Annotated in this window: 18 protein-coding genes; 12 read left to right on the top strand and 6 right to left on the bottom strand. The window is 69.7% G+C overall.

Annotated elements, in window-relative coordinates; translation table 11 throughout:
* Positions 1 to 79 precede the first annotated feature (79 nt).
* The 3 genes from CHB84_RS00170 (at position 80) to CHB84_RS00180 (ending at position 3403) form a co-directional block, all read left to right on the top strand.
* Positions 80 to 1438 (top strand): acetyl-CoA C-acetyltransferase, encoded by a 1359-nt coding sequence (locus CHB84_RS00170; protein WP_245818464.1) that lies wholly within the window; start codon positions 80 to 82, stop codon positions 1436 to 1438.
* 175 nt (positions 1439 to 1613) lie between these two features.
* Positions 1614 to 2582: an ATP-binding cassette domain-containing protein gene (locus CHB84_RS00175; RefSeq protein ID WP_089299396.1), complete on the top strand. Its 969-nt coding sequence runs from the start codon at positions 1614 to 1616 to the stop codon at positions 2580 to 2582.
* A complete protein-coding gene (locus CHB84_RS00180) occupies positions 2579 to 3403 on the top strand; it encodes an ABC transporter permease (protein ID WP_089299397.1) in 825 nt (274 codons plus the stop codon). Before CHB84_RS00175 ends, CHB84_RS00180 begins: the two co-directional genes overlap by 4 nt.
* A 175-nt stretch (positions 3404 to 3578) precedes the next feature.
* Here CHB84_RS00180 and CHB84_RS00185 read toward each other — a convergent pair whose 3' ends face one another.
* A complete protein-coding gene (locus CHB84_RS00185) occupies positions 3579 to 3938 on the bottom strand; it encodes a hypothetical protein (RefSeq protein ID WP_089299398.1) in 360 nt (119 codons plus the stop codon).
* Positions 3939 to 4194: 256 nt separating this feature from the next.
* On the opposite strand from CHB84_RS00185, the gene CHB84_RS00190 reads away from it, so the two are divergent.
* The 4 genes from CHB84_RS00190 to CHB84_RS00200 all read left to right on the top strand — a co-directional run bounded on the left by CHB84_RS00190 (position 4195) and on the right by CHB84_RS00200 (position 8555).
* Complete coding sequence (locus CHB84_RS00190) at positions 4195 to 4965, top strand: MerR family transcriptional regulator (RefSeq protein ID WP_089299399.1); 771 nt, start codon at positions 4195 to 4197, stop codon at positions 4963 to 4965.
* Positions 4966 to 5090: 125 nt separating this feature from the next.
* Positions 5091 to 6287: an ATP-binding protein gene (locus tag CHB84_RS00195; protein WP_089299400.1), complete on the top strand. Its 1197-nt coding sequence runs from the start codon at positions 5091 to 5093 to the stop codon at positions 6285 to 6287.
* A gap of 223 nt (positions 6288 to 6510) precedes the next feature.
* Entirely contained in the window at positions 6511 to 6672 is a 162-nt protein-coding gene (locus CHB84_RS22640) for a hypothetical protein (protein ID WP_176439720.1), read from the top strand.
* A 233-nt stretch (positions 6673 to 6905) separates the two neighbouring features.
* Positions 6906 to 8555 carry an alpha/beta hydrolase gene (locus tag CHB84_RS00200; RefSeq protein WP_089299401.1) on the top strand — a complete coding sequence of 550 codons (1650 nt, stop codon included), beginning with the start codon at positions 6906 to 6908 and terminating at the stop codon, positions 8553 to 8555.
* Positions 8556 to 8789: 234 nt separating this feature from the next.
* Here CHB84_RS00200 and CHB84_RS00205 read toward each other — a convergent pair whose 3' ends face one another.
* The 5 genes from CHB84_RS00205 to CHB84_RS00225 form a co-directional block, all read right to left on the bottom strand.
* Positions 8790 to 10613 (bottom strand): phosphoenolpyruvate carboxykinase (GTP), encoded by a 1824-nt coding sequence (locus CHB84_RS00205; RefSeq protein WP_089299402.1) that lies wholly within the window; start codon positions 10611 to 10613, stop codon positions 8790 to 8792.
* A 310-nt stretch (positions 10614 to 10923) separates the two neighbouring features.
* Positions 10924 to 11589 carry a hypothetical protein gene (locus tag CHB84_RS00210; protein ID WP_089299403.1) on the bottom strand — a complete coding sequence of 222 codons (666 nt, stop codon included), beginning with the start codon at positions 11587 to 11589 and terminating at the stop codon, positions 10924 to 10926.
* Between the two features lie 154 nt (positions 11590 to 11743).
* Positions 11744 to 13567: a dynamin family protein gene (locus CHB84_RS00215; protein ID WP_089299404.1), complete on the bottom strand. Its 1824-nt coding sequence runs from the start codon at positions 13565 to 13567 to the stop codon at positions 11744 to 11746.
* Positions 13564 to 13995 (bottom strand): nucleotide exchange factor GrpE, encoded by a 432-nt coding sequence (gene grpE, locus CHB84_RS00220; protein ID WP_141134533.1) that lies wholly within the window; start codon positions 13993 to 13995, stop codon positions 13564 to 13566. The genes CHB84_RS00215 and grpE overlap by 4 nt, the downstream gene beginning before the upstream one ends.
* Positions 13995 to 15596: a dynamin family protein gene (locus CHB84_RS00225; RefSeq protein ID WP_089299405.1), complete on the bottom strand. Its 1602-nt coding sequence runs from the start codon at positions 15594 to 15596 to the stop codon at positions 13995 to 13997. The genes grpE and CHB84_RS00225 overlap by 1 nt, the downstream gene beginning before the upstream one ends.
* A 235-nt stretch (positions 15597 to 15831) precedes the next feature.
* Between CHB84_RS00225 and CHB84_RS00230 the strand changes: the two genes are divergently transcribed.
* From CHB84_RS00230 to trmB, 5 genes are all read left to right on the top strand, one after another.
* Positions 15832 to 17064 (top strand): sensor histidine kinase, encoded by a 1233-nt coding sequence (locus tag CHB84_RS00230; RefSeq protein WP_342743898.1) that lies wholly within the window; start codon positions 15832 to 15834, stop codon positions 17062 to 17064.
* Positions 17065 to 17166: 102 nt separating this feature from the next.
* A complete protein-coding gene (locus tag CHB84_RS00235) occupies positions 17167 to 17835 on the top strand; it encodes a response regulator (RefSeq protein ID WP_089299407.1) in 669 nt (222 codons plus the stop codon).
* A 298-nt stretch (positions 17836 to 18133) separates the two neighbouring features.
* Positions 18134 to 19081 (top strand): ABC transporter ATP-binding protein, encoded by a 948-nt coding sequence (locus tag CHB84_RS00240; RefSeq protein WP_089299408.1) that lies wholly within the window; start codon positions 18134 to 18136, stop codon positions 19079 to 19081.
* Positions 19082 to 19112: 31 nt separating this feature from the next.
* The gene (locus CHB84_RS00245) at positions 19113 to 19871 is read left to right on the top strand and encodes an ABC transporter permease (protein ID WP_089299409.1); all 759 of its coding nucleotides are present in this window, start codon (positions 19113 to 19115) and stop codon (positions 19869 to 19871) included.
* A gap of 364 nt (positions 19872 to 20235) precedes the next feature.
* Positions 20236 to 20880: a tRNA (guanosine(46)-N7)-methyltransferase TrmB gene (gene trmB, locus CHB84_RS00250; RefSeq protein WP_245818486.1), complete on the top strand. Its 645-nt coding sequence runs from the start codon at positions 20236 to 20238 to the stop codon at positions 20878 to 20880.
* Positions 20881 to 20891: the final 11 nt, after the last annotated feature.

Here is a 20891-nt window from a genome sequence, read left to right on the forward strand (position 1 = left end):
AGTATCGCACCAGGAGATGCACCAGATACTAGGTCGTTCGTCACGGCCACGCCGTCCGCACGGCCGGAACGATCACCAGGTGAGCGTACGGGAGGACACGATGGCCACATCCAGCAAGTCAGCAGCGAGCTCGTCCGGCACGAGCGGCCGGAAGGCGGCACAGCGACCCACGGTCCGCCGCGTCGCCATCATCGGCGGGAACCGCATCCCCTTCGCGCGTTCCAACGGTCCCTACGCGCGGGCGTCGAACCAGGACATGCTGACCAGCGCACTGGACGGCCTCGTCAGCCGGTTCAGCCTCCAGGGTGAGCGGATCGGCGAGTTCGCCGCGGGTGCGGTGCTCAAGCACTCGCGGGACTTCAACCTCGCCAGGGAGGTCGTGCTCGGCAGCAAGCTGTCCCCCGAGAGCCCGGCCTCCGACGTGCAGATGGCCTGCGGAACCGGCCTGCAGTCGATCATCAACGTGGCGAACAAGATCGCCCTCGGCCAGATGGACTCGGCCATCGCCGGTGGTGTGGACACCACAAGCGACGCCCCGCTCGCGCTCAACGACGACCTGCGCAAGATCCTGGTGCAGCTCAACGCCGCGAAGTCCAACGCGGAGCGGCTCAAGCTCGTCGGCAAGCTGCGCCCCGGCCAGATCGTGCCCGAGATGCCGCGCAACGCCGAGCCCCGGACGGGGCTGTCCATGGGCGAGCACGCCGCGCGGACCGCCAAGGCCTGGGAGCTCACGCGGGAGGAACAGGACGAGCTCGCCGCGAGCAGCCATCAGCGCCTCGCCGCCGCGTACGACCGCGGCTTCTACGACGACCTGGTGACGCCGTTCCAGCGGCTGACCCGTGACCAGAACCTGCGCGCCGACTCGACCGCGGAGAAGCTGGCCAAGCTCAAGCCCGTGTTCGGCGGCGAGGACGGCACGATGACCGCGGCCAACTCCACCCCGCTGTCCGACGGGGCGTCGGTCGTGCTGCTGGGCACCGAGGAGTGGGCCAAGGCACGCAAGCTTCCCGTGCTCGGCTACCTGACCTTCAGCCAGACCGCGGCCGTCGACTACGTGCACGGGGACGAGGGGTTGCTCATGGCACCCGCCTACGCCGTCCCCCGGATGCTCGAGCGTGCGGAGCTGAGCCTGCAGGACTTCGACTACTACGAGATCCACGAGGCGTTCGCCTCGCAGGTGCTGTGCACGCTCAAGGCCTGGGAGGACGCCGGGTTCGCCAAGGAACGGCTCGGTCTCGAGGCGCCGCTCGGCTCGATCGACAGGGACAAGCTCAACGTCAACGGTGGCTCGCTCGCCGCAGGGCACCCGTTCGCCGCGACCGGTGCGCGCATCGTGGCCACGCTCGCCAAGCAGCTTGCCGAGAAGGGCTCCGGGCGGGGCCTCATCTCGATCTGCGCCGCGGGCGGGCAGGGCGTCACCGCCATCGTCGAGAAGTAACCTTCACCACACCGGAAGCGGCCGCCACGGTCCGAATCCACGCCTGTTCCAGGCGATGGATGACCGTGGCGGCCGTTTCGCTGTCAGGAAAACCGCACGACAGTGTCGGTGCTTGTCCCTAGCATGGACATGACTGAAGTGGCGCCGGAGTCGCGCCGCTCGATCTGGAGGGATAATGACACCGCCACACAATCCTGTTGCGGTGCGCGCTGAACAACTGACGAAGTCGTTCGGGGGAACACGCGCGCTGGACGGTATCGACCTGGAGATTCCCGCTGGCCAGGTGCTCGGCCTGCTCGGCCCGAACGGGGCGGGCAAGACCACGACGGTCCGCATCCTGACGACGCTGCTCAAGCCGGACTCCGGGCACGCGGAGGTCGCGGGGCACGACGTACGGACCAACCCCCAAGGCGTGCGGCAGTCGATCGGAGTGTCCGGCCAGTACGCCGCGGTGGACGAGAACCTCACCGGTTTCGAGAACCTGTACATGGTCGGCCGGCTGTACGGAATGGACCGCAAGGCCGCGCGGGAACGCGCACGGGAGCTGCTGGCGCGCTTCCATCTCACCGAGGACGGCGACCGGCCTTCCAAGGGGTACTCCGGGGGGATGCGACGCAGGCTCGATCTCGCAGGCGCGCTGGTCGCCCGGCCGTCGGTTGTCGTGCTGGACGAGCCGACCACCGGCCTCGACCCGCGTGGCCGGATGGAGACCTGGGACGTGGTCTCCGGCCTGGTCGCCGACGGCACGACCGTCCTGCTGACCACCCAGTACCTGGAGGAGGCCGACTACCTCGCCGACACCATCGTGGTGATCGACAAGGGCAAGGTGATCGCGCGCGGCACGGCCGACGAGCTCAAGTCGCGCGTCGGCGGCGTACGCCTCGAGCTGGTGGTCACCGACACCGCCGAGCTGTCGGCGGCCGCGGACGTGCTGCGCGAGGTCGGTGCGGGCGAGCCGAGTACCGACCCGCGGACGTGCAAGGTGGACGTGCTCGTCGACACCGGGCCCAAGGCGCTGATCGAGTCGTTGCGCAGGCTCGACGCGCAGGGCATCACCCCGGTCGACGTGGGGCTGCACCGGCCGACGCTCGATGACGTGTTCCTCGCCCTTACCGGGCACGCGGCCGAGGAGGTGCAGGCATGAACGCCGCTGTGAAGGTGCTTTCCGACGGGGGCGTGGTCACGTGGCGCAACCTCATGAACGTCCGGCGCAACCCGGAGTGGCTCATGGGGGCCACGCTGATGCCGATCATGTTCGTGCTGATGTTCGCCTACGTCTTCGGCGAGTCGATCGGGACGGCGCTCGCAGGCCCGGGCGAGGCCGACGCCGGGGCGGCCTACCGCGAGTTCCTGATCGCCGGGATCTTCGCCCAGACCGTGGCGTTCAACTCCTCGTACACGGTGATCGGGTTCGCAAGCGACCTGCAGAAGGGCATCATCGACCGGTTCCGGTCCCTGCCGATGTCCCGGCTGTCGGTGATCCTCGGCCGAACCACGGCCGACCAGGCGTTGAGCCTGATCGTGCTGGTGGTGATGACGGCGGCAGGGTTGCTGGTCGGGTGGCGGATCCACAGCTCGTTCGCCGAGGCCGCCCTCGCGTACCTGGTGATCCTGTTCTTCGCGTTCGCGATGTCGTGGATCGGCGCCTACATCGGGCTGATCGCGCGCAGTGTGGAGGTCGCCAACAGCGCGGGTCTGATGTGGATGTTCCCGCTGACGTTCGTGTCCTCTGCCTTCGTCCCGCAGCAGACACTGCCGGGGGTGCTGGGCACGATCGCGGACTGGAACCCGTTCACGGCCGTGGTCAACACTGCGCGCGAGCTGTTCGGCAACACGCACGGCCCCCCGGTGACGGGCTGGCCCGCGGAGAACGCCGCGCTGTACGCGGTGCTCAGCTGCCTCGCGATCATCGTGATCTTCGCGCCGCTGTCCGCGGCGCAGTACCGCAAGGTCGCCGCACGGTAGCCGTGCCGTAGTCCTGCGGTCGAGCACCGACCGTGCCATCCGACCTCGACTCGGGAACGCGCGTCACGGCCGGTGCCGCACCGCTGCCCGAGCGGGGCGAGGCGGCATTCCCCTCGCCCCGCTCTTCCCCTGTCTTGTCGCGTATATAATAATCTCTAGACAGAGCTAGAAATCACTAGCGCCTGCAGCGCTCGATGTCGGTGCTCGCGCCGGTGTCGAAGTCGGTGTTCGTGGTGTACTCCTGCCGTACGTGGCAGGTCACGACATCGCCTTCCGCCACATCGCCGAGATCCTCCGCCGAGGCCGTTCCGTTCATCCATTGCTCGTCGCGCAGCGCATCCTCGGTGTCCTGACCGGGTATCACCTCGACCCTGACGTACGACCTGTCAGGGGAGTCCTCGTGGACGCCGACGACCTCGAAGCGTAGTTCCGCCTCCCAGGTCTCGGTGCGGTACAGCAGGTAACGTCCGCACGCCCCGACCACGGGGAGCAGGCCGGCCAGTACGCCGCCGGTGATCGCGCACCCCTTTTTCATGGACGCATCATGCACCAGAACGCGCCGCGCCGCGGGCGAACGGCGAATCTCGAACCGTCTCAGACTATATAGCGATTGCGCTATACAGATACATATTTCGCTCGACGGCGGGCTCCGCAAGGAGCCGAAGGTGACCTCGGTTCCATAGAAGAAGCCCGATGTCACCTTCGGCTCCTACGGGCGCGGGCACGATCATTGACCTTGACGTAACGTCAAGCTCTAACCTCGTTGGTACCGGCATGACCAGGGGATCCGGATGAACGGAACGGCACCGAGCGAATGGTCCATCCAGGAAGTGGCACGGCTTGCGGGCACCACGAGCCGCACGCTGCGCCACTACGACGCGGTCGGGCTGCTCGCACCGAGCCGCATCGGCGCGAACGGGTACCGCTACTACGACCAGGACCGCATCGTGCGACTGCAGCGCATCCTGTTGCTGCGCGAACTGGGCCTTGGTCTGCCCGCCATCGCCGAGGTCCTGGACGGCCAGCAGGACACGGTGAGTGCGTTGCGCACCCACCTGCACTGGCTGGAGCAGGAACGTGACCGGATCGGCCGCCAGATCGAGTCGGTACGGACCACTCTTCGGAAGACGGAACGAGGTGAACGGGTAATGGCAGCCGAAGCACTCGACGGGTTCGACCACACGCACTACCGGGACGAGGTGATCGGCCGGTGGGGACGCCAGGCTTGGGAACGGGGCGACCAGTGGTGGCGCTCGCTGAGCGAGTCGGACAAGCAGGACTTCCAGCAGCGGCAGCAGGACATCGCGGCGGACTTCGCGGCCGCCAACCAGGCAGGCGAGGACCCCGCGGGTGAGCGGGCACAGGCCATCGCCCGGCGCCACTACGAATGGGTCCGCCAGGGCTGGCAGGGCACCGACCCCACGGCGGAGCAGTTCACCGGGCTCGGCGAGATGTACGTGGCCGACTCCCGGTTTGCCGAACACTACGACCGGCACGGCACGGGCACCGCGGCATTCATCCGCGATGCCATGGCGGTCTACGCCGAGCGACACCTGCGCTAACGAGGGAGCCGAAGGTGACCTCGGTTCCGTAGAAGGAGCCCGATGTCACCTTCGGCTCCAAACCCCCGTGCGCCATCGCGGCGAAATATTGGGTTCACACTAGAAGTCCCGATACGGTGCCAGACATGGATCCTGTGCGGAACCCGTTCGCCCCCGGTGCCGGTCAGCGCCCGCCCGAGCTGGCGGGCAGGCAGCGGGAGCTCAAGGCCTTCGAGGTCGTCCTCGAGCGGGTGGCCAAGGGACGCCCGGAACGGAGCCTGGTCCTCATCGGGCTGCGCGGGGTCGGCAAGACCGTCCTGCTCAGTGAGCTGCGCTCGATGGCCATGCGCCGCGGGTGGGGGACGGGCAAGATCGAGGCGCGGCCCGACGCCGACCTGCGCAGGCCGCTGTCCGCAGCCCTGCACCGGGCGATCCGCGACCTGGCCGTACGCCACCGCGCGCCGGAACGCATCGACGAGGTACTCGGCGTTCTCAAGGCTTTCGCCCTGCGCGCCAACCGGTCCGACGCGCGTATGCGCGACCGCTGGCAACCCGGCATCGACGTTCCCCCCGCCCAGGGGCGGGCCGACTCCGGCGACATCGAGATCGACCTCGTGGAGCTGCTCACCGACGTCGCTGAGCTGGGCGCCGATGTCGGCACGGGGGTGGCCGTGCTCGTCGACGAGATGCAGGACCTCGGCCCGGGGGACGTCTCCGCGCTGTGCGCGGCCTGCCACGAGCTCTCCCAGTCCGGCGCGCCGCTGGTCGTGGTCGGCGCGGGGCTGCCACACGTGCCGACCGTGCTGTCGGCGTCGAAGTCCTACTCCGAACGGCTGTTCCGCTACACCCGCATCGACCGCCTCGACCGGGACGACGCCGACCTCGCCGTGCTCGCGCCCATCGAACGGGAGGAAGCAGGAATCCGGGAGGACGCCCTGGACACCCTGTTCGACATGTCGGGCGGGTACCCGTACTTCGTGCAGGCCTACGGCAAGGCCGCATGGGACGCCGCCCCTGCCGACCCGATCACCGTCGAGGACGTCCGGGTGGCGGCCCCGGAGGCCGAGGCGGAGCTGGCGGTGGGGTTCTTCGGCTCGCGCTACGAGCGCGCCACGCCGGCCGAGCGCGAGTACCTCCGCGCGATGGCCGAGCTGACCGAGGGGCGGGACGAGCCCGCCAGCAGCGCCGACGTAGCCGTCTACCTGGGACGCAAGCCGTCCTCGCTCTCCCCGGCAAGGGACAGCCTGATGAAGAAGGGGCTGGTCTACTCCTCCGAGCGCGGCCACATCGCCTTCACGGTGCCGCACTTCGGCCACTACCTGCGTACCCGGGCCGAAGAGTAGCCACACGGCGCATCGCGGACCACCGCGCCGACGGGTCGCAGGCACGGCACCTCACGGCGAAACTGTGATCCACCAAATATTGTCCGGGTCACATACAATTTGACCGATGATTCATCAGTCAGTGCTTGATATCACCGGACAAAAGCTGGAACCTCCGCGCGAAGGACCGGATAATAGTAGGTGTCGGAAACAACCACAACTGCATACAAGGGGGCAGTAACCGATGAACCTCGCAGCCCAGCTACGCGCGCGTCGCGCACGCAAGCGCACCCAGCGGGCCGCCGACCGGTCGATCAACTTCGCCGCGACAGCCACGGTACGCCAGGAGCTCCTCGCGGCAGCCGAGTCACGACCCCGGCGTGGGCAGCCCAGGAGAGTGATCTAGATCACATAATCCTCAGCGTGTAACGCGAGCGCGACCGGCGTCGATATTCAGGATAACCCCGTGGTGCTGGCGGACCCCCGACCTGGCAGCGTCACGGGGTTTCCCATGTCTTGGGGGCGTCCCGCGATGCCGGGCCCGGCAACGAGGCGACCCGAGTTGCCCGCCGGGTCCGTCCCGATGCGTAAGGTGACCACCTGACCGCGCGCAGTTGATCACCTTCGCAGCGAGGACCCATGCCCCGACGCAGCCCCGCCGTCCTGATCTCGCTCGGCTCCGTGGGCGCCCTTCTCTCGGCCACGGTGCCCGCCGTGGCCACACCGGCGGTACCGGACACCGGTCAGCCGCCGGTGCCGCAGCGGTACACGGCACAGGCACTCGACTGGCGCCCCTGCTCCGAGGAGGACCTGCCGGACGCACGCCAGGAGGCGAGGGAGCTGCTGGAGTGCGCCGAGTACACCGCGCCACAGGACTGGACGGCGCCCGCCGAGGGCGACGACGTCACCATCGCCGTCAGCAGGCTCCCGTCCCCGGGCGGCGATGCGGACCGGTCACTGCTGACCAACCCGGGTGGCCCCGGCGGGCCGGGTCGCGCGTTCCCTGCACACTTCGCCGACCGGGACACGCTGCGGGCCGAGTACAACGTGGTCGGGTTCGACCCACGGGGTACCGGCATGAGCACCAACATCACGTGTAACGGCGCCACGGCCGACCTGGACCCGCTCGACCCGAGGGACCGCAGCCCGGCCAACATCGACCGCATCCTGCGGGCGACCGAGGACGCGGCCGAGGCGTGCCAGCGACACTCCGGCGAGCTCGGCCCGCTGGTCAACACCCGGCAGACGGTCCGCGACATCGACCTCCTCCGCGAGCTGCTGGACAGGGACCGGATCAGCTGGATCGGGTACTCCGCGGGCACCTGGCTCGGGGCCCACTACACCGAAGCCTTCCCGGAACGGGCCGACCGGTTCGTCCTGGACTCCAGCGTGGAGTTCACCGCCGACTGGCAGGAGTCGTTCCGGCGGCAGCCACGCGGCTTCGAGCGGCGCTGGCGGCAGGACTTCCTGCCGTGGATCGCCGAACACCACGACGTGTACGGGTACGGCCGCTCCGCGGAGGAGGCCAGGGCGATCTACGAGCGCGTACGTGCCCAGCTCGAGGACGAACCGGTCGAGATCGACGGCACCACGGTGGGACCGGCCAGGTTCGACGAGCGCATCATCGGGTCGATGTACGGCAAGAGCGCCTTCCCCGGGCTCGCCGAGTTCCTCACCGCGACACGCACGCTGACCGGAGAGCAGGCAGGGCCCGGCGAGCGCGCGGAGGCGCGCCGCACGCTCGCCTCCGTACGCATCCCCAACCCGCCACGCGGCCCGCGCCCGCTCACGGTGCACCCAGAGACCTCGCCGGACGGAGACAACGCGGCGAACCCGGGCGAGTACGACGACGCGGCCACCGCGAGTTTCTGGAGCATCCCGTGCAACGAGACGGACTGGAAGGGCGACCGCGACAGCGTGCGGCAGGAGTCCGCGCGGCTCGGTGAGCAGTACCCGCTACTCGGCTGGGGATGGCTGAGCCAGCCATGCATCTTCTGGGACGGCGAGCCCGTCGACCTGCCCACCCCGACCGGCGAGGGAGTCCCACCGGTGTTGATGGTGCAGTCCACAACCGACCCGGCCACCCCGATCGAGGGCGCGCGCCGCGCGCACCGCGCCTTCGAGGGTTCCGCCATGCTCACCGTGGTCGACGAGGGTGACCACGGGCTCTACGCGAGCGGCAACCGGTGTGTGGACCGCACTGTGGAGGACTACCTCGTCCACGACGCCACCCCGCAGGACTCGGTCTGCAAGGGGACCCCGCTCCCCGAACCCCGCGCGGCACGGTGACCGCCGGGCACCACGCCGCGAGCTGCGAGGAAAGGGAACGTGACGCACGTCATCGAGCACGCGCCACTCGCCATCCCAACAGAGTAGTGCCTCCACCCCTTGTGCACAGAATTATCCACAAGGGGTGGACAACTCGATCCGCGCTACCCACAGCACCCGGGGCCGCCGCCTGCCGGGCCCGACACACGTGTGGGCCCGGGGACGCGTCCCCGGGCCCACACCGTGTCAGCCGGCTCAGCCGAGGCGCTGCTTCAGCGCCTCCAGCTCGTCCCGCAACGACGTCGGCAGCCGGTCGCCGATCTTGTCGAACCATTCCTCGATCAGCGGGATCTCCGCACGCCACTCGTCCCGGTCGACCTCGAGGCAGGCCTCGATATCCTCGATCGGGTCATCCAGACCGGAGAGATCGAGCTGGTCGGCGCTGGGCACCCAGCCGATCGGCGTCTCGGTCGCCGCGGCCTTACCCTCGATCCGCTCGATGATCCACTTCAGCACGCGGCAGTTCTCGCCGAAGCCCGGCCACAGGATCCGCCGGTCCTCGCCGCGACGGAACCAGTTGACGTAGAAGATCTTCGGCAGCTTCGTGGCATCGGCGCTCTTGCCGGTGTCGATCCAGTGCTGGAAGTAGTCCCCTGCGTTGTAACCGATGAACGGCAGCATGGCCATCGGGTCACGCCGCACCTCACCGACCTTGCCTGCGGCGGCCGCGGTCTTCTCGCTGGACAGCGTGGCGCCGAGGAACGTGCCGTGCTGCCAGTCCCGCGCCTCGTTGACCAGCGGCACCGTGGTCGCGCGGCGACCACCGAACAGGATCGCCGAGATCGGCACGCCGTTGGGGTCGTCCCACTCGGGAGCCAGGATGGGGCACTGCGACATCGGCGTGCAGTACCGCGAGTTCGGGTGAGCCGCAGGCTCCTCGGAGTCCGGGGTCCAGTCCTGCTTCTTCCACGAGGTGGCGTGGGAGGGCATGTTCTCCATCTCCTCCCACCACACGTCGCCGTCGTCGGTCAGCGCGACGTTGGTGAAGACCGAGTTGCCCTTCTCGATGGTGCGCATCGCGTTCGGGTTGGTCTTCCAGTTGGTACCCGGCGCGACACCGAAGAACCCCGCCTCCGGGTTGACGGCGTAGAGGCGGCCGTCCGAGCCGAACCGCATCCACGCGATGTCGTCGCCGAGCGTCTCCACCCGCCAGCCGGGGATGGTGGACTCGAGCATCGCCAGGTTCGTCTTGCCACACGCCGAGGGGAACGCCGCGGCGATGTAGTAGACCTTGTTCTCCGGCGAGATCAGCTTGAGGATCAGCATGTGCTCGGCGAGCCAGCCCTCGTCGCGCCCGATCGCCGAAGCGATACGCAGCGAGAAGCACTTCTTGCCGAGCAGCGCGTTACCACCGTAGCCGGAGCCGAAGCTCCAGATCAGGCGCTCCTCGGGGAAGTGCGTGATGTACTTCGTGTCGTTGCACGGCCATGGCACGTCGGCCTGCCCTGGCTCGAGCGGCGCACCAAGGGAGTGCAACGCGCGGACGAAGCCACGCTCGCTGCCGTCGTCGGCATAGAACTTCTCCAGTGCCGCCGACCCCATGCGCGTCATGATACGCATCGACGCGACCACGTACTCCGAGTCGGTGAGCTCGATGCCGAGCTTGGGGTTGTCGTCGCTGAGCGGGCCCATGCAGAACGGGATCACGTACATGGTCCGGCCGCGCATCGAGCCCCGGTAGAGCTCGGTCATCGTCGCCTTCATCTGGTCCGGGTGCATCCAGTTGTTCGTCGGCCCGGCATCAGCCTCGGACTGCGAACAGATGAAGGTCCGCTCCTCGACACGCGCCACATCGCTGGAGTCGGACGCGGCCCAGTAGGAGTTCGGCTTGCCCTCCAGCGGGACGAACGTGCCGGCGTCGACAAGCTTCTTGTTGATTCGCTCCGACTCCTCGTCCGAGCCGTCGATCCACACCACGCGATCAGGCGTGGTGAGCTCCGCGACCTCACGCACCCACTCCAGCACCTGGCTGTGTGTCGTGGGAGCGCTGTCCAGTCCCGGGATGGCTACAGCAGTCATCTCGTTCAATCTCCTGACTCCGACGCGATAAGCCCGCCCCAGGACGTCTCTGTCCTGGCGCGGGCTTCGTTGCCGGCGACCGAATAACTTCGCGCCCCCGTCGAAGGTCGGTTACCGCGACGGGGTGCTCGATTGCGGGATCCTTCGAGACTAGCCGGATTAAGCGCCGATGGCTGGGGGGTGTCCTGTCGGTTCTCTCACAAGAACGATAAGGGAATCGATTCAGATTGCTCCAACTCGCTGAACGGGTGACACCGCACAGGGCGGTGAGTTGTGTGCAATCACACCCTTGCGGGCGCGGTGAGAATCGCTACCGGGTGACCCACTGCCCGCTGGCGGGGTCGACGGCCGCCACACCGCTCGCGGCGGAACCGCTCTCCCCGGAACCGCTCGTCGTGCCGGGAGCCCGCGACTCGCCGGTCTCGATCCACTGACCGTCGCCGGTGTGTTCGAGCACCGTCGACGACCCGTCCGGCGCGACGACCACCGCCACATCGGCCTGCCCGTCGCCGGTCGAGTCGGTGAAGTAGTACGCCGTGCCGTCCGCTTCCTCCACGACAGCGGTGTCCGGCTCGCCGTCGTGGTCGGTGTCCACCGTCGCAGGCCCGACCTCGATCCGGCCGTCCGGAAACTCCGCGGTCATCGGGCCGTCCGTCCCGGTCTGCGTCTCGTCCGCGGCAGGCGCCTGCGTGCCGGGATCGACCGCCACCCACTCCCCGGAGGCCTCGTCGTAGGCCGCGACCGAGACGGGGCGGCCCTGGCTGTCCAGCTCCACATACTCGTCTGCCGAACCGGAGCCGTCGGTGTCGACGAACGCCCGGGCACCGTCCTCCTCACGGACGAGCACCGTGTCGTACTCGCCGTCCCCGCTGGAGTCGAGGTTCATCTCGGTGGTGTATTCCTCGCCGTCCACGGTGACCGTCATGTCCTCCGAGGTCGCGACCTCGTCGGTGCCGCCGGACTCGTCGATGTACATCGCCTGGCCCCCCTTCGCAGATACCCGTCGGAAAGTAGCCCGCGCCGGTGGGCGCGGTCCGATCCTTGGACTCACCGTAAGCCGCCACGGTTCCCCGGCCAAGGCCGCGTCCGTGCGTTCCGTACCGGCCCCGTACCGCTCCTGCCCACCCCGCTCAGGCGAGCGAGCCGAGCAGCTTCCTCGCCCGCTCCTGCCCGTCGGTCACCGCCTTGAGCTGCCTGGACACCTCACCGAGCCGCCTGGAACGTTCCTGCGCGCTGAGTTTCAACGCCTTGTCCACCTCGGCCAACTCCGCGTCGATGGCCTCGATGCGCTTGCCGAGAGCGTCGTCCAGCGCCAGCGACAGCTGTTGCTCGGCGTCGATGATCTGCTCGGAGACCAGCTGGTCGAGCATCGCCCGCGCTTCCGCGATCGACTCGGTCAACCACTGCTTCATGTGCTGCTTGTCCGCGGCGTGCCTGCGCGTACGAGCCATCCACCACCCGGCGCCGAGGCCGACCGCGATGGTCGCAGGCAGCACGACGGGGTTGAACAGCGCCATCCCGGCGAGCGGCGCCGCGGCGATCTTGCTGGCGCCGAAACCGCCCGACACCCCCATGAACACCAGCAGCTTGTCCTCCGCCGTCGGCGGGCGCTTGTCCGGGGGACGGACGACCACCTGTGGATGGGTGCCCTTGGCGAACCGGGAGCGCACGACCCGCAGCTCGTCCGGCGCGAACAGGTCCGCGAGGACCGTCTCGGTGACCTCGTTCAGCCGCTGCCCCAGCAGCTCGGAGAGCTGGCCGGACAGCACGTGGAGGGCGGCGTCCACCTCCTGCGGCAGGGCTGCCAGCGCGTCCCGGTCGGAGGCGTCGACCTGCTGGCGGAACCAGGACTGCACGTCGCGCGTCCGGCGGCTGACCTCGTGGCTGCACTCCAGCCTGGCACGCTGGATCCCGCTGCGCAGCGTCACCTGCCAGCCCTTCGTCGACGACCGCCGCTGGGCGCCCAGCTCATCGCGACGCTCCCGCAACGCCTGCGCCTCGTCCTGCCCGGAGGACAGCGAGCGATGCGTCCCCTCGAGCACGCTTGCCTGCTCGTCCAGTGCCGTCAACGCCGCCCGCAACGCGTTGGCCTCGGCAAGCACATTCGCGCGGCCGACCACCAGGCGCTGCAGGGCTTCCTGCAGGCCTGCGATGCCGGACTGCTCGCGCAGCACCCGTGCGGCCTTCTCGTTCGGTGCCGACGCGGCCCTTGCGAACATCAGCGCCGACACCGCGTGGAACTCGGCCTCGGCGAACCGGGGCGCGTGCCTGCGCAGCAGCTCCCTGTCGTTCTCGAGTACCTGCCGCCAGCCGCGGAAGGAGTCGGTCTTCGACAGCACGAACAGGACCGTCTCGACGTTGTCGGCCGTACGCGTCAGGAAGTCGATCTCGGTCGAGGTGAACGGGGCGGAAGCGTCCACGACGTACAGCAGGGCTGTCGCCGCGGAAGCGGCACGCATCGCGCGCTCGCCGTGCATCGAGTCCAGCCCGCCCACGCCGGGCGTGTCCACGAGCGTCAACCGCTCCAGCAGCAGGCACGGCCCTGCGACCTCGACGTACTCGGGAGGGAGTTGCCCTGCGGGCAGCTCGTGCGCCGCGGACGTCCAGCTGACCAGATCGTCGAGCTCGATGGGCAGCTCCGGATGGCTGCCGGGGTAGCACGCCCGTGCCTGCCAGTACTCGGCGTGGTCGAAACGCAGGTACGTCGCCGTGGCCTGCTCGGCGTCGACCGGCGACAGGTCCGGCTGCGCCAGCAGGGCGTTCACCAGGGAGCTCTTCCCGCGCTTGGTCTCGCCGACCACGACGACCGAGGGCTTTCCGGCGGCGTTACTCGCGGTGTCGGACACCCAGCGGGCCGCGTCCGCGTCGAGCTCGGTGAGCACCTCGAGCAGGCCGTCCCTGGCCTGCTCGAGCCGGCTCGCCAGGTCCGGCTTGGTGAAGAACGGGGCCGTCACCGCGCCGCGCTCCCATCGACGGTGTACACCGTCACGACCGGGACGCGCAGCACGGTCTCCCCGTCCACGAATCCTGCGACCTCCGTCTCGGCGATCACCCCGTCGAGCATGGGGTCCACCGTCGGCACGGTGCCACCCGCCTCGTGCACGCCGGGGTCGAACCGCGCACCGTCCGGCCGCACCGCGGTGACCCCCACCCCGGCCAGCCCCTCCTCGAGCCGCCCGGCCACGCCGCCACTGCGGGCCCGGTCGATCGCGTAGAGGCACAGCTCGATCAACGCACGCCGGTCATTCTCCAGTTGCCGCATGTCCGTCTCCGACGGAGCGGCCGCCGGTTCGGTTCCGCCAGCTCGCTCGACCCGCTCGGCGCGCCCTGTGGAGGCGGGCACCCGCGCCCTCCTCCGGAACGACGGCGACATGGCGGCCATCACCCGCCCTGTGTACCGCTGCCACGCAGCTGCTGCCAGATCAGAAAGTACGTCCGGTGCACGACGTGCGCGACCCGGCCCTGCGCGGGTGTGGCACCGAACGAGGCGAAGGACCGCCACCAGCCTGCTCGTTCGAGGGCGTGCTCGGTCAGTTCCGCGGCGCCCGCGCCCGGCATGCCCAGCCGCTCGCCGGTGTCGGCGTTGCTACCGACCCGCAGGATCTCGTCGGTGAGGTCCCGCGGCATCTCAACGGCACCCGAGACGACCAGCGTCAACGCCTCCAGCATGCGCAGCTGGTGGGCCTCCGGCCTGGCGAGCAGCACCTCGATGGCGTCGTGCACCCTGGACCGCTCGACAGGGTCGTTCGAGGAGTCGGCCAGCGCGGTCACCGAGGCCAGCGCCGCCGCGGCCTTGATGCCGTCCGCGCGCGCGGCGAACACCGTGTCCAGCCGCGAGCGCACCGCCTCCAGCCCGGAGGCGTCCAGGACGACCCTGCGCAACGCGCCCGCGGTGATGTCCGGCTGCCTTCGGATGGCGTCCACGCACCGCCGGATGCCGTACAGGTCCAGCCGCTCGAGCAGCCGGGCGCGCGTGCCCGCGGGAACGTCGCACTCCCATGCGGTGAAGATGTCGGCCGACATCATCATCGTCTCGAGGTCCTCATCGGCCAGGCCGGCAAGCAGGCGCAGCGACTCGGCGTCGGCCGAGGTGAACCCGCCCGACTCGGCCGACTCGGCGAGCAGACCGACCACCGGCAGCACGTCGGCCACCCGCGGGCGCAGCGCGGTCGCCTGCCGCTCGGCGAGCAACGACGCGGCCTTCCAGACGTCGCCGCCCGCCCCGTCCACCGAGTCGGGCACGACGGTGTCGGCCTTGTTCAGCACGGCGATCGCATTGACCGGACCGGCTTCGGCGTTCGCGGTCGCCGCGGTGAACGCGGCCAGCGCCTGCTGGTCGTCGGCACGCACGTGCTGCGTGACGACGTAGAGCACCGCCTCCGCGCCCGCCACGGCGTTACGCGAGGTCTCGTCCAGCTCGCCCGTGCCAGGACCGACCCCGTCGTCCCCGCCGGCACCGTCGCTGCCCGTTTCGCCACCCGCGAGCAGCTCCTCGGTGCGGCGCGCCGATGCGGCGTCCAGCGAGCCAAGCCCCGGTGTGTCGATGACCGTCATGCCCTGCAAGATCGCGTTGGTCAGGTAGACCTCCACATGCGAGACCGTGTCGAGCTCCACGCCGAGCGACTCCGGGATCATCCCGTCCGAGGAGAACGGCAGGACCTGGGTGGAGCCGTCGGTACGGACCACCTCGACGCGATCCACGGTGCCGTACCGGAAACGGGTCACCAGGCGCGTGCACTCACCGACGGCCGTCGGTGCGACCCTGCGCCCGATCAACGCGTTCACCAGCGTCGACTTCCCGGACTTGATCCGGCCGGCCACCGCGACCTGCAGGGGCGAGGCCAGCCTGCGCAACACCTCGTCGAACCCTGCCGCGGTGCGCGCCCCGACCTGCGGCCGCAACCGCCTGCAGAGGTCGGCAACCGACGCCGACAGCGGCCCGGCCAGACGTGGCTGCTCGGTCACGGCCGTCAACGCCCCCATCCCAACGGTTCGTACCCGTGCCGGCGCCCGCGGGCTCGCCGGCACACGCTCGCTCATTCGGAGAGCATCCTGCCACGCACGCGCACGACGCGCCGGATCCTCCCCTCGGCTGGTCATGTGCCGGACCCTGCACCCAACGCACGTCACCAGACTCCGCGCATCAACCCGGGGGCCGAGCCGTCGTGGTCCCACGGGGTGACGCGGTGGGGTGAGCACCCGGCCTAGTGTTCGGGTCATGCGTCGGTTCAGTCTGTGGATGCGCGCGCATCCGATGGCCGGGGACAGCGCCGTGGCACTGCTGATCGCCGTGCTCGACATCGGCATCTACCTCAACGGCCCGGAGCGCGCCCGGTGGTACGTGACGCTGCCCGTGGTGCTCGCCACGGTGCTGCCGATCGTGTTCCGCCGTCGCCACCCGGTCACCGTTGCCTACGTCGTGCTCGTCACCGGGGCGGTGCACGCCGCGCTGGAGCTGCCTCTCGCGGCGATCGTCACCTCCGGCATCGCGGTCTACACGCTGGTGGTCTACGTCGGCAGGCGGCACGCGGCGTTCTACGTCGCCGTCCTCTCGGCAGCCAGCGTCGTACAGATCCTCGTGGAGGTCGAGCGCGACCGGTGGATGCTCAGTATCGGGTTCTCCATCGGGGTGTACGTATTCAGCTGGCTGCTCGGGGAGTTCCTCGGTGCGCGCCGGGCCTATCAGGCCGAGCTGGAGGCGCGCCTGGAGCTGCTCGAATCCGAGCGCGACCACCTCGCCAGGCTCGCGGTGGCCGACGAGCGCGGCCGGATCGCTCGCGAGCTGCACGACATCGTCGCGCACTCGGTCAGCGTGATCGTGGTGCACGCGGACGGAGCGCGTTACACGATCGACTCCGATCCGGCCGCCGCCTGCCGCGCGATGGACACGATCTCCGAGACCGGCCGATCGGCGCTCACCGAGCTACGCAGGCTCGTCGACGTGCTGCGCAACCCCGACTCCGAAACCGAGCCGTTGCAGCCGCAGCCCGGGGTGGACGCGCTGACGGACCTGGTCGACCGGGTACGCGCCTCCGGCCTGGACGTGCGCGTGGAACGTGCCGACGACCTGGATGACCTGGATGCCGGCCTCGCCCTCGGCGTGCACCGGGTGGTGCAGGAGGCCCTGACGAACGTGCTCAAGCACGCCCGCACGAGCGCCCGCACGTACGTGTCGGTCGAGCGGGACGCCGCCGCCGTGCATGTCACCGTCACCGACGACGGCGCGGGCAAGGCCAACCCTGTGGAGGCCGCCCCGCCCGCACCGGCGGGTGGGAACGGGATCATCGGCATGCGCGAGCGCGTGCACGTGTTCGGTGGCACCCTCTCCGTAGGGCCGCGGCCCGGCGGCGGGTGGTACGTACACGCCACGTTCCCCACGGCACCGGCCGAAGCCGGCACCGGCGGCCAGCAACGGGACAGCTCGACCCCGACCGGGAGGGTCCGTTCATGAGGAAGGACGCGCGCTCCGGCCACCGTGCCCATCGGCGCCCGATCCCGCGGGTGGGCCTCACCCTCGGTGGGGATATCACTCCGGACGGAGACAGGGGGACTCGTGATTCGCGTACTGCTCGTCGATGACCAGGAACTGATGCGTGCCGGGTTCCACATGGTGCTCGGGGCCGCCGAGGACATCGAGGTGGCAGGCGAGGCGGGCGACGGGGACGCCGCGGTGCGGCTGACGGCCGAGCTCGACCCGGATGTCGTGCTGATGGACATCCGGATGCCCGGGCTGAACGGGGTGGAGGCCACCCGGCGGATCGTGGCGTCACACCCGGCGCGGGTGCTCGTGATGACCACCTTCGACCTCGACGAGTACGTCTACTCCGCACTCAAGGCCGGGGCGAGCGGGTTCCTCCTCAAGGACACCGCCCCCGGCGAACTGATCTCCGCGCTGCGCTCGGTGGCCACCGGCGATGCGGTGGTGTCACCGAGCATCACCCGCAGGTTGCTGGACCGGTTCGCCGACTCGGCCGACCCGCCTCAGGACGACTCGGCGCTGAACGTGCTCACCGAGCGCGAGCGCGAGGTGCTCGCGCTCGTGGCGCGCGGCCTGTCCAACACCGAGATCGCCGCACACCTGTACCTGTCCGAGGCCACCGTCAAGACGCATGTCGGAAGGCTGCTTGCCAAGCTGGATCTCCGCGACAGGGTGCAGGCCGTCGTGTTGGCCTACGACACCGGCCTGGCACGGCCCGGCGGGGCTCCCAGCCGGCCCTCCTGAACCCACCCCCGCCCTGCCTGCCACGCCTGCCTGCCACGCCTGCCTGCCACGCCTGCCCGGCACCGTCCCGTAGCCGCCCCCGGGACGTGAATCAGGGTCGGAATCAGGGCGATCACGGATCGTCTACGCCGCGCGAAGCGACGAGACTACGACCTGGGTCGGCCACGAAATCAACCTCGGGACCGACGCGCGTGACCCCGGCGACGGGGCATGCTCGAAGAGACAACGGGGGACCGGCCGCCACCAGTCCGCGGCCGGGCCGGGATTCCACCGGGACTACGGAGAGGGAGAGACCACCATGATCGAGGCGAAAGGCCTCACCAAGCGTTACGGCGAGACCACGGCCGTCAACGACTTGTCGTTCGCCGCGGAACCGGGGGTGGTCACCGGGTTCCTCGGCCCCAACGGTGCAGGCAAGTCGACCACCATGCGGATGATCCTCGGGCTCGACCGGCCCACAAGCGGTTCGGTCACGGTGAGCGGGAAGCGCTACCACGAGCTGCGCCACCCGCTGCGCACCGTCGGTGCCCTGATCGACGCGCGCTGGGTCCATCCCAACCGCTCCGCGCGGTCACACCTGCGGTGGATGGCCAAGTCCAACGACATCCCGCAGCGGCGTGTCGACGAGGTGCTGGAGACCGTCGGGCTGACCTCGGTGGCGAACAAGAAGGCCGGGGGATTCTCGCTCGGCATGTCGCAGCGGCTGGGTATCGCGGGGGCGCTGCTCGGCGACCCGGAGGTCCTGATGTTCGACGAGCCGGTCAACGGCCTGGACCCGGAGGGCATCCTCTGGATCCGCCGGTTCATGCACCGGCTCGCCGACGAGGGCCGCACCGTGTTCGTCTCCAGCCACCTGCTCTCCGAGATGGCGCTGACCGCACAGGATCTCGTCGTCATCGGCAAGGGCGAGCTGATCGCGCAGTGCAGCACGGCCGATTTCGTCTCCCGTGCCACCGAGGACGCGGTGAAGGTTCGCAGCCCGCAACTCGCCGAGTTCCGGCCGCTGCTGGCCGACGCGGGCGCGTCCGTACGCGGCACCGACGGCGGGGTCCTCGTCTCCGGCATGGACAGCGACACCATCGGTGATCTCGCCGCGCGACACCAGGTCGTGCTGCACGAGCTCAGCCCCCAGCAGGGCTCGCTGGAGCAGGCGTTCATGCAGATCACGGGCGACTCCGTGGAGTACGCCAGCGACTTCGACCACGACGCCCGTGCCGCGACCGAGCTGGCAGGCACCGGTTCCTGAGCACCCGACGGATAGAGACGAAGGCACAACGATGACTCTGCTCGCAGTCGAACGCATCAAGCTGTTCACCACGCGGTCACCGTGGTGGGGCACCCTGATCGCCCTGGCGATCGCGATCGGGTTCGCCGCACTGACCACCGCCACCGCCGACGAAGGGTTCGTCAGCGTCGGATCCACCCAGTTCGGCCAGTTCTTCGCGCTGACGGTCGTGATGGTGCTGGCCGCGCTGGCCATCACCACCGAGTACCGCTTCGGCACCATCCGGACGACGTTCCAGGCGATTCCGAACCGGGTGTCGGCGTTGCTTGCCAAGACGACCGTGGTGTCCTCGCTGGCACTGGCGATCGGGGTGCTCGCCGCGTTCGGCGCCCTCGGCGTCTCCGCGCTGATCGCCCCGGAAGCCGACCTCGCGCTGACGAGCGCCGCCGACTGGCGCCAGGTCGCGGGCAACGGCCTCGTCTACGCACTCGCCGCGGTACTCGCGCTCGCCGTGGGTATCCTGCTTCGGCACAGTGCGGCCGCGATCGCGGTCCTGCTCATCTACACCGCGGTGATCGAGTCGCTGACCCCGATCATTCCCGAGATCGGGTCGACCATCCACGAGTGGATGCCGTTCAACGTCGTGGAGAAGTTCCTCAGCGGCGACGGGAGTACGCGGGCGGTCGCCGAGGCCGGTCCACCGCTGTCCACGTCGACACTGAGCCCGTGGCTCGCGCTCGCCTACTTCGCGGCGATCGCCTTCGGCATGCTCGCGCTCGCGCTCGCGGTCGCGCACCGGCGCGACGCCTGAGCCACACGAGCCGGGTCGTGCGTCGCTCGGGGAACGCACGACCCGTCGGGGGAAAGGGCCGGGCCGTTCAGGGGAAAGCCGGGGCACGAAGCGCCCCGGTACGGGGTAGCTCCCCTGACGGCCCGGCCCTCTTCACGGGTCGGGCCCGGCCATCCCCGGTGACTCACCGTCACCTCGCATGCCACCCGTCCCGCCCGGGGTGATCGCCACCACCTGGGTAAGGTCGACGTCGCCAGCCGAGCATCCAGCCCCAGCGGAGACCCGACCCATCGTGAGCAGCCAGCACCCCACCTCGCCCGGCGAGTCGTCCGGTACGCAACGACCCCGCCGCGGCGTGGTCAGCTACGTGCACAGGGGCGGCCGCATGACCGTCGGGCAGCAGAATGCCTGGGAACGTGGCTGGGGCCGGTACGGCCGCGACATCGCCGAGCTACCGCCGGGCAGGCTGGACCTCGACGCGTGGTTCGGCAGGCAGGCTCCCGTCGTGCTGGAGATCGGTTCCGGGATGGGCGAGACGACGGCCGAGCTCGCCTACAACGCGCCCGACCTCAACCACCTCGCCGTGGAGGTCTACGCGGCGGGACTCGGCCAGTTGCTGCTGCGCGCCGAGAAGCTGGAGCTGGACAACCTGCGGCTGCTGCGCGGCGACGCCGTCGTGCTGCTGCGCGAGCACCTCGCGCCGGAGTCGTTGCACCAGGTCCGGATCTTCTATCCCGACCCGTGGCCGAAGAAGCGGCACCACAAACGCAGGCTGATCCAACCGGAGTTCGTGTCCTTGCTGGCCTCCAGGATCGACAGGGGCGGCACCCTGCACCTGGCCACCGACTGGCAGGACTACGCCGAGCAGATGCGCGAGGTGTGCGAGGCCGAACCGTTGCTGCACAACCCGCATGCGCGGCAGCCGGGTGGCTGGGCGCCGCGGCCGGTGTGGCGACCGGTCACGAAGTTCGAGTCCCGCGCGGAGAGCGAGGGACGCGTCTCCCGCGACCTCATCCTCGAGCGCGTGTGAACGTGGCACGA

The organism is Haloechinothrix alba, from assembly GCF_900188115.1.
GTDB classification, from domain to species: Bacteria; Actinomycetota; Actinomycetes; order Mycobacteriales; family Pseudonocardiaceae; genus Haloechinothrix; species Haloechinothrix alba.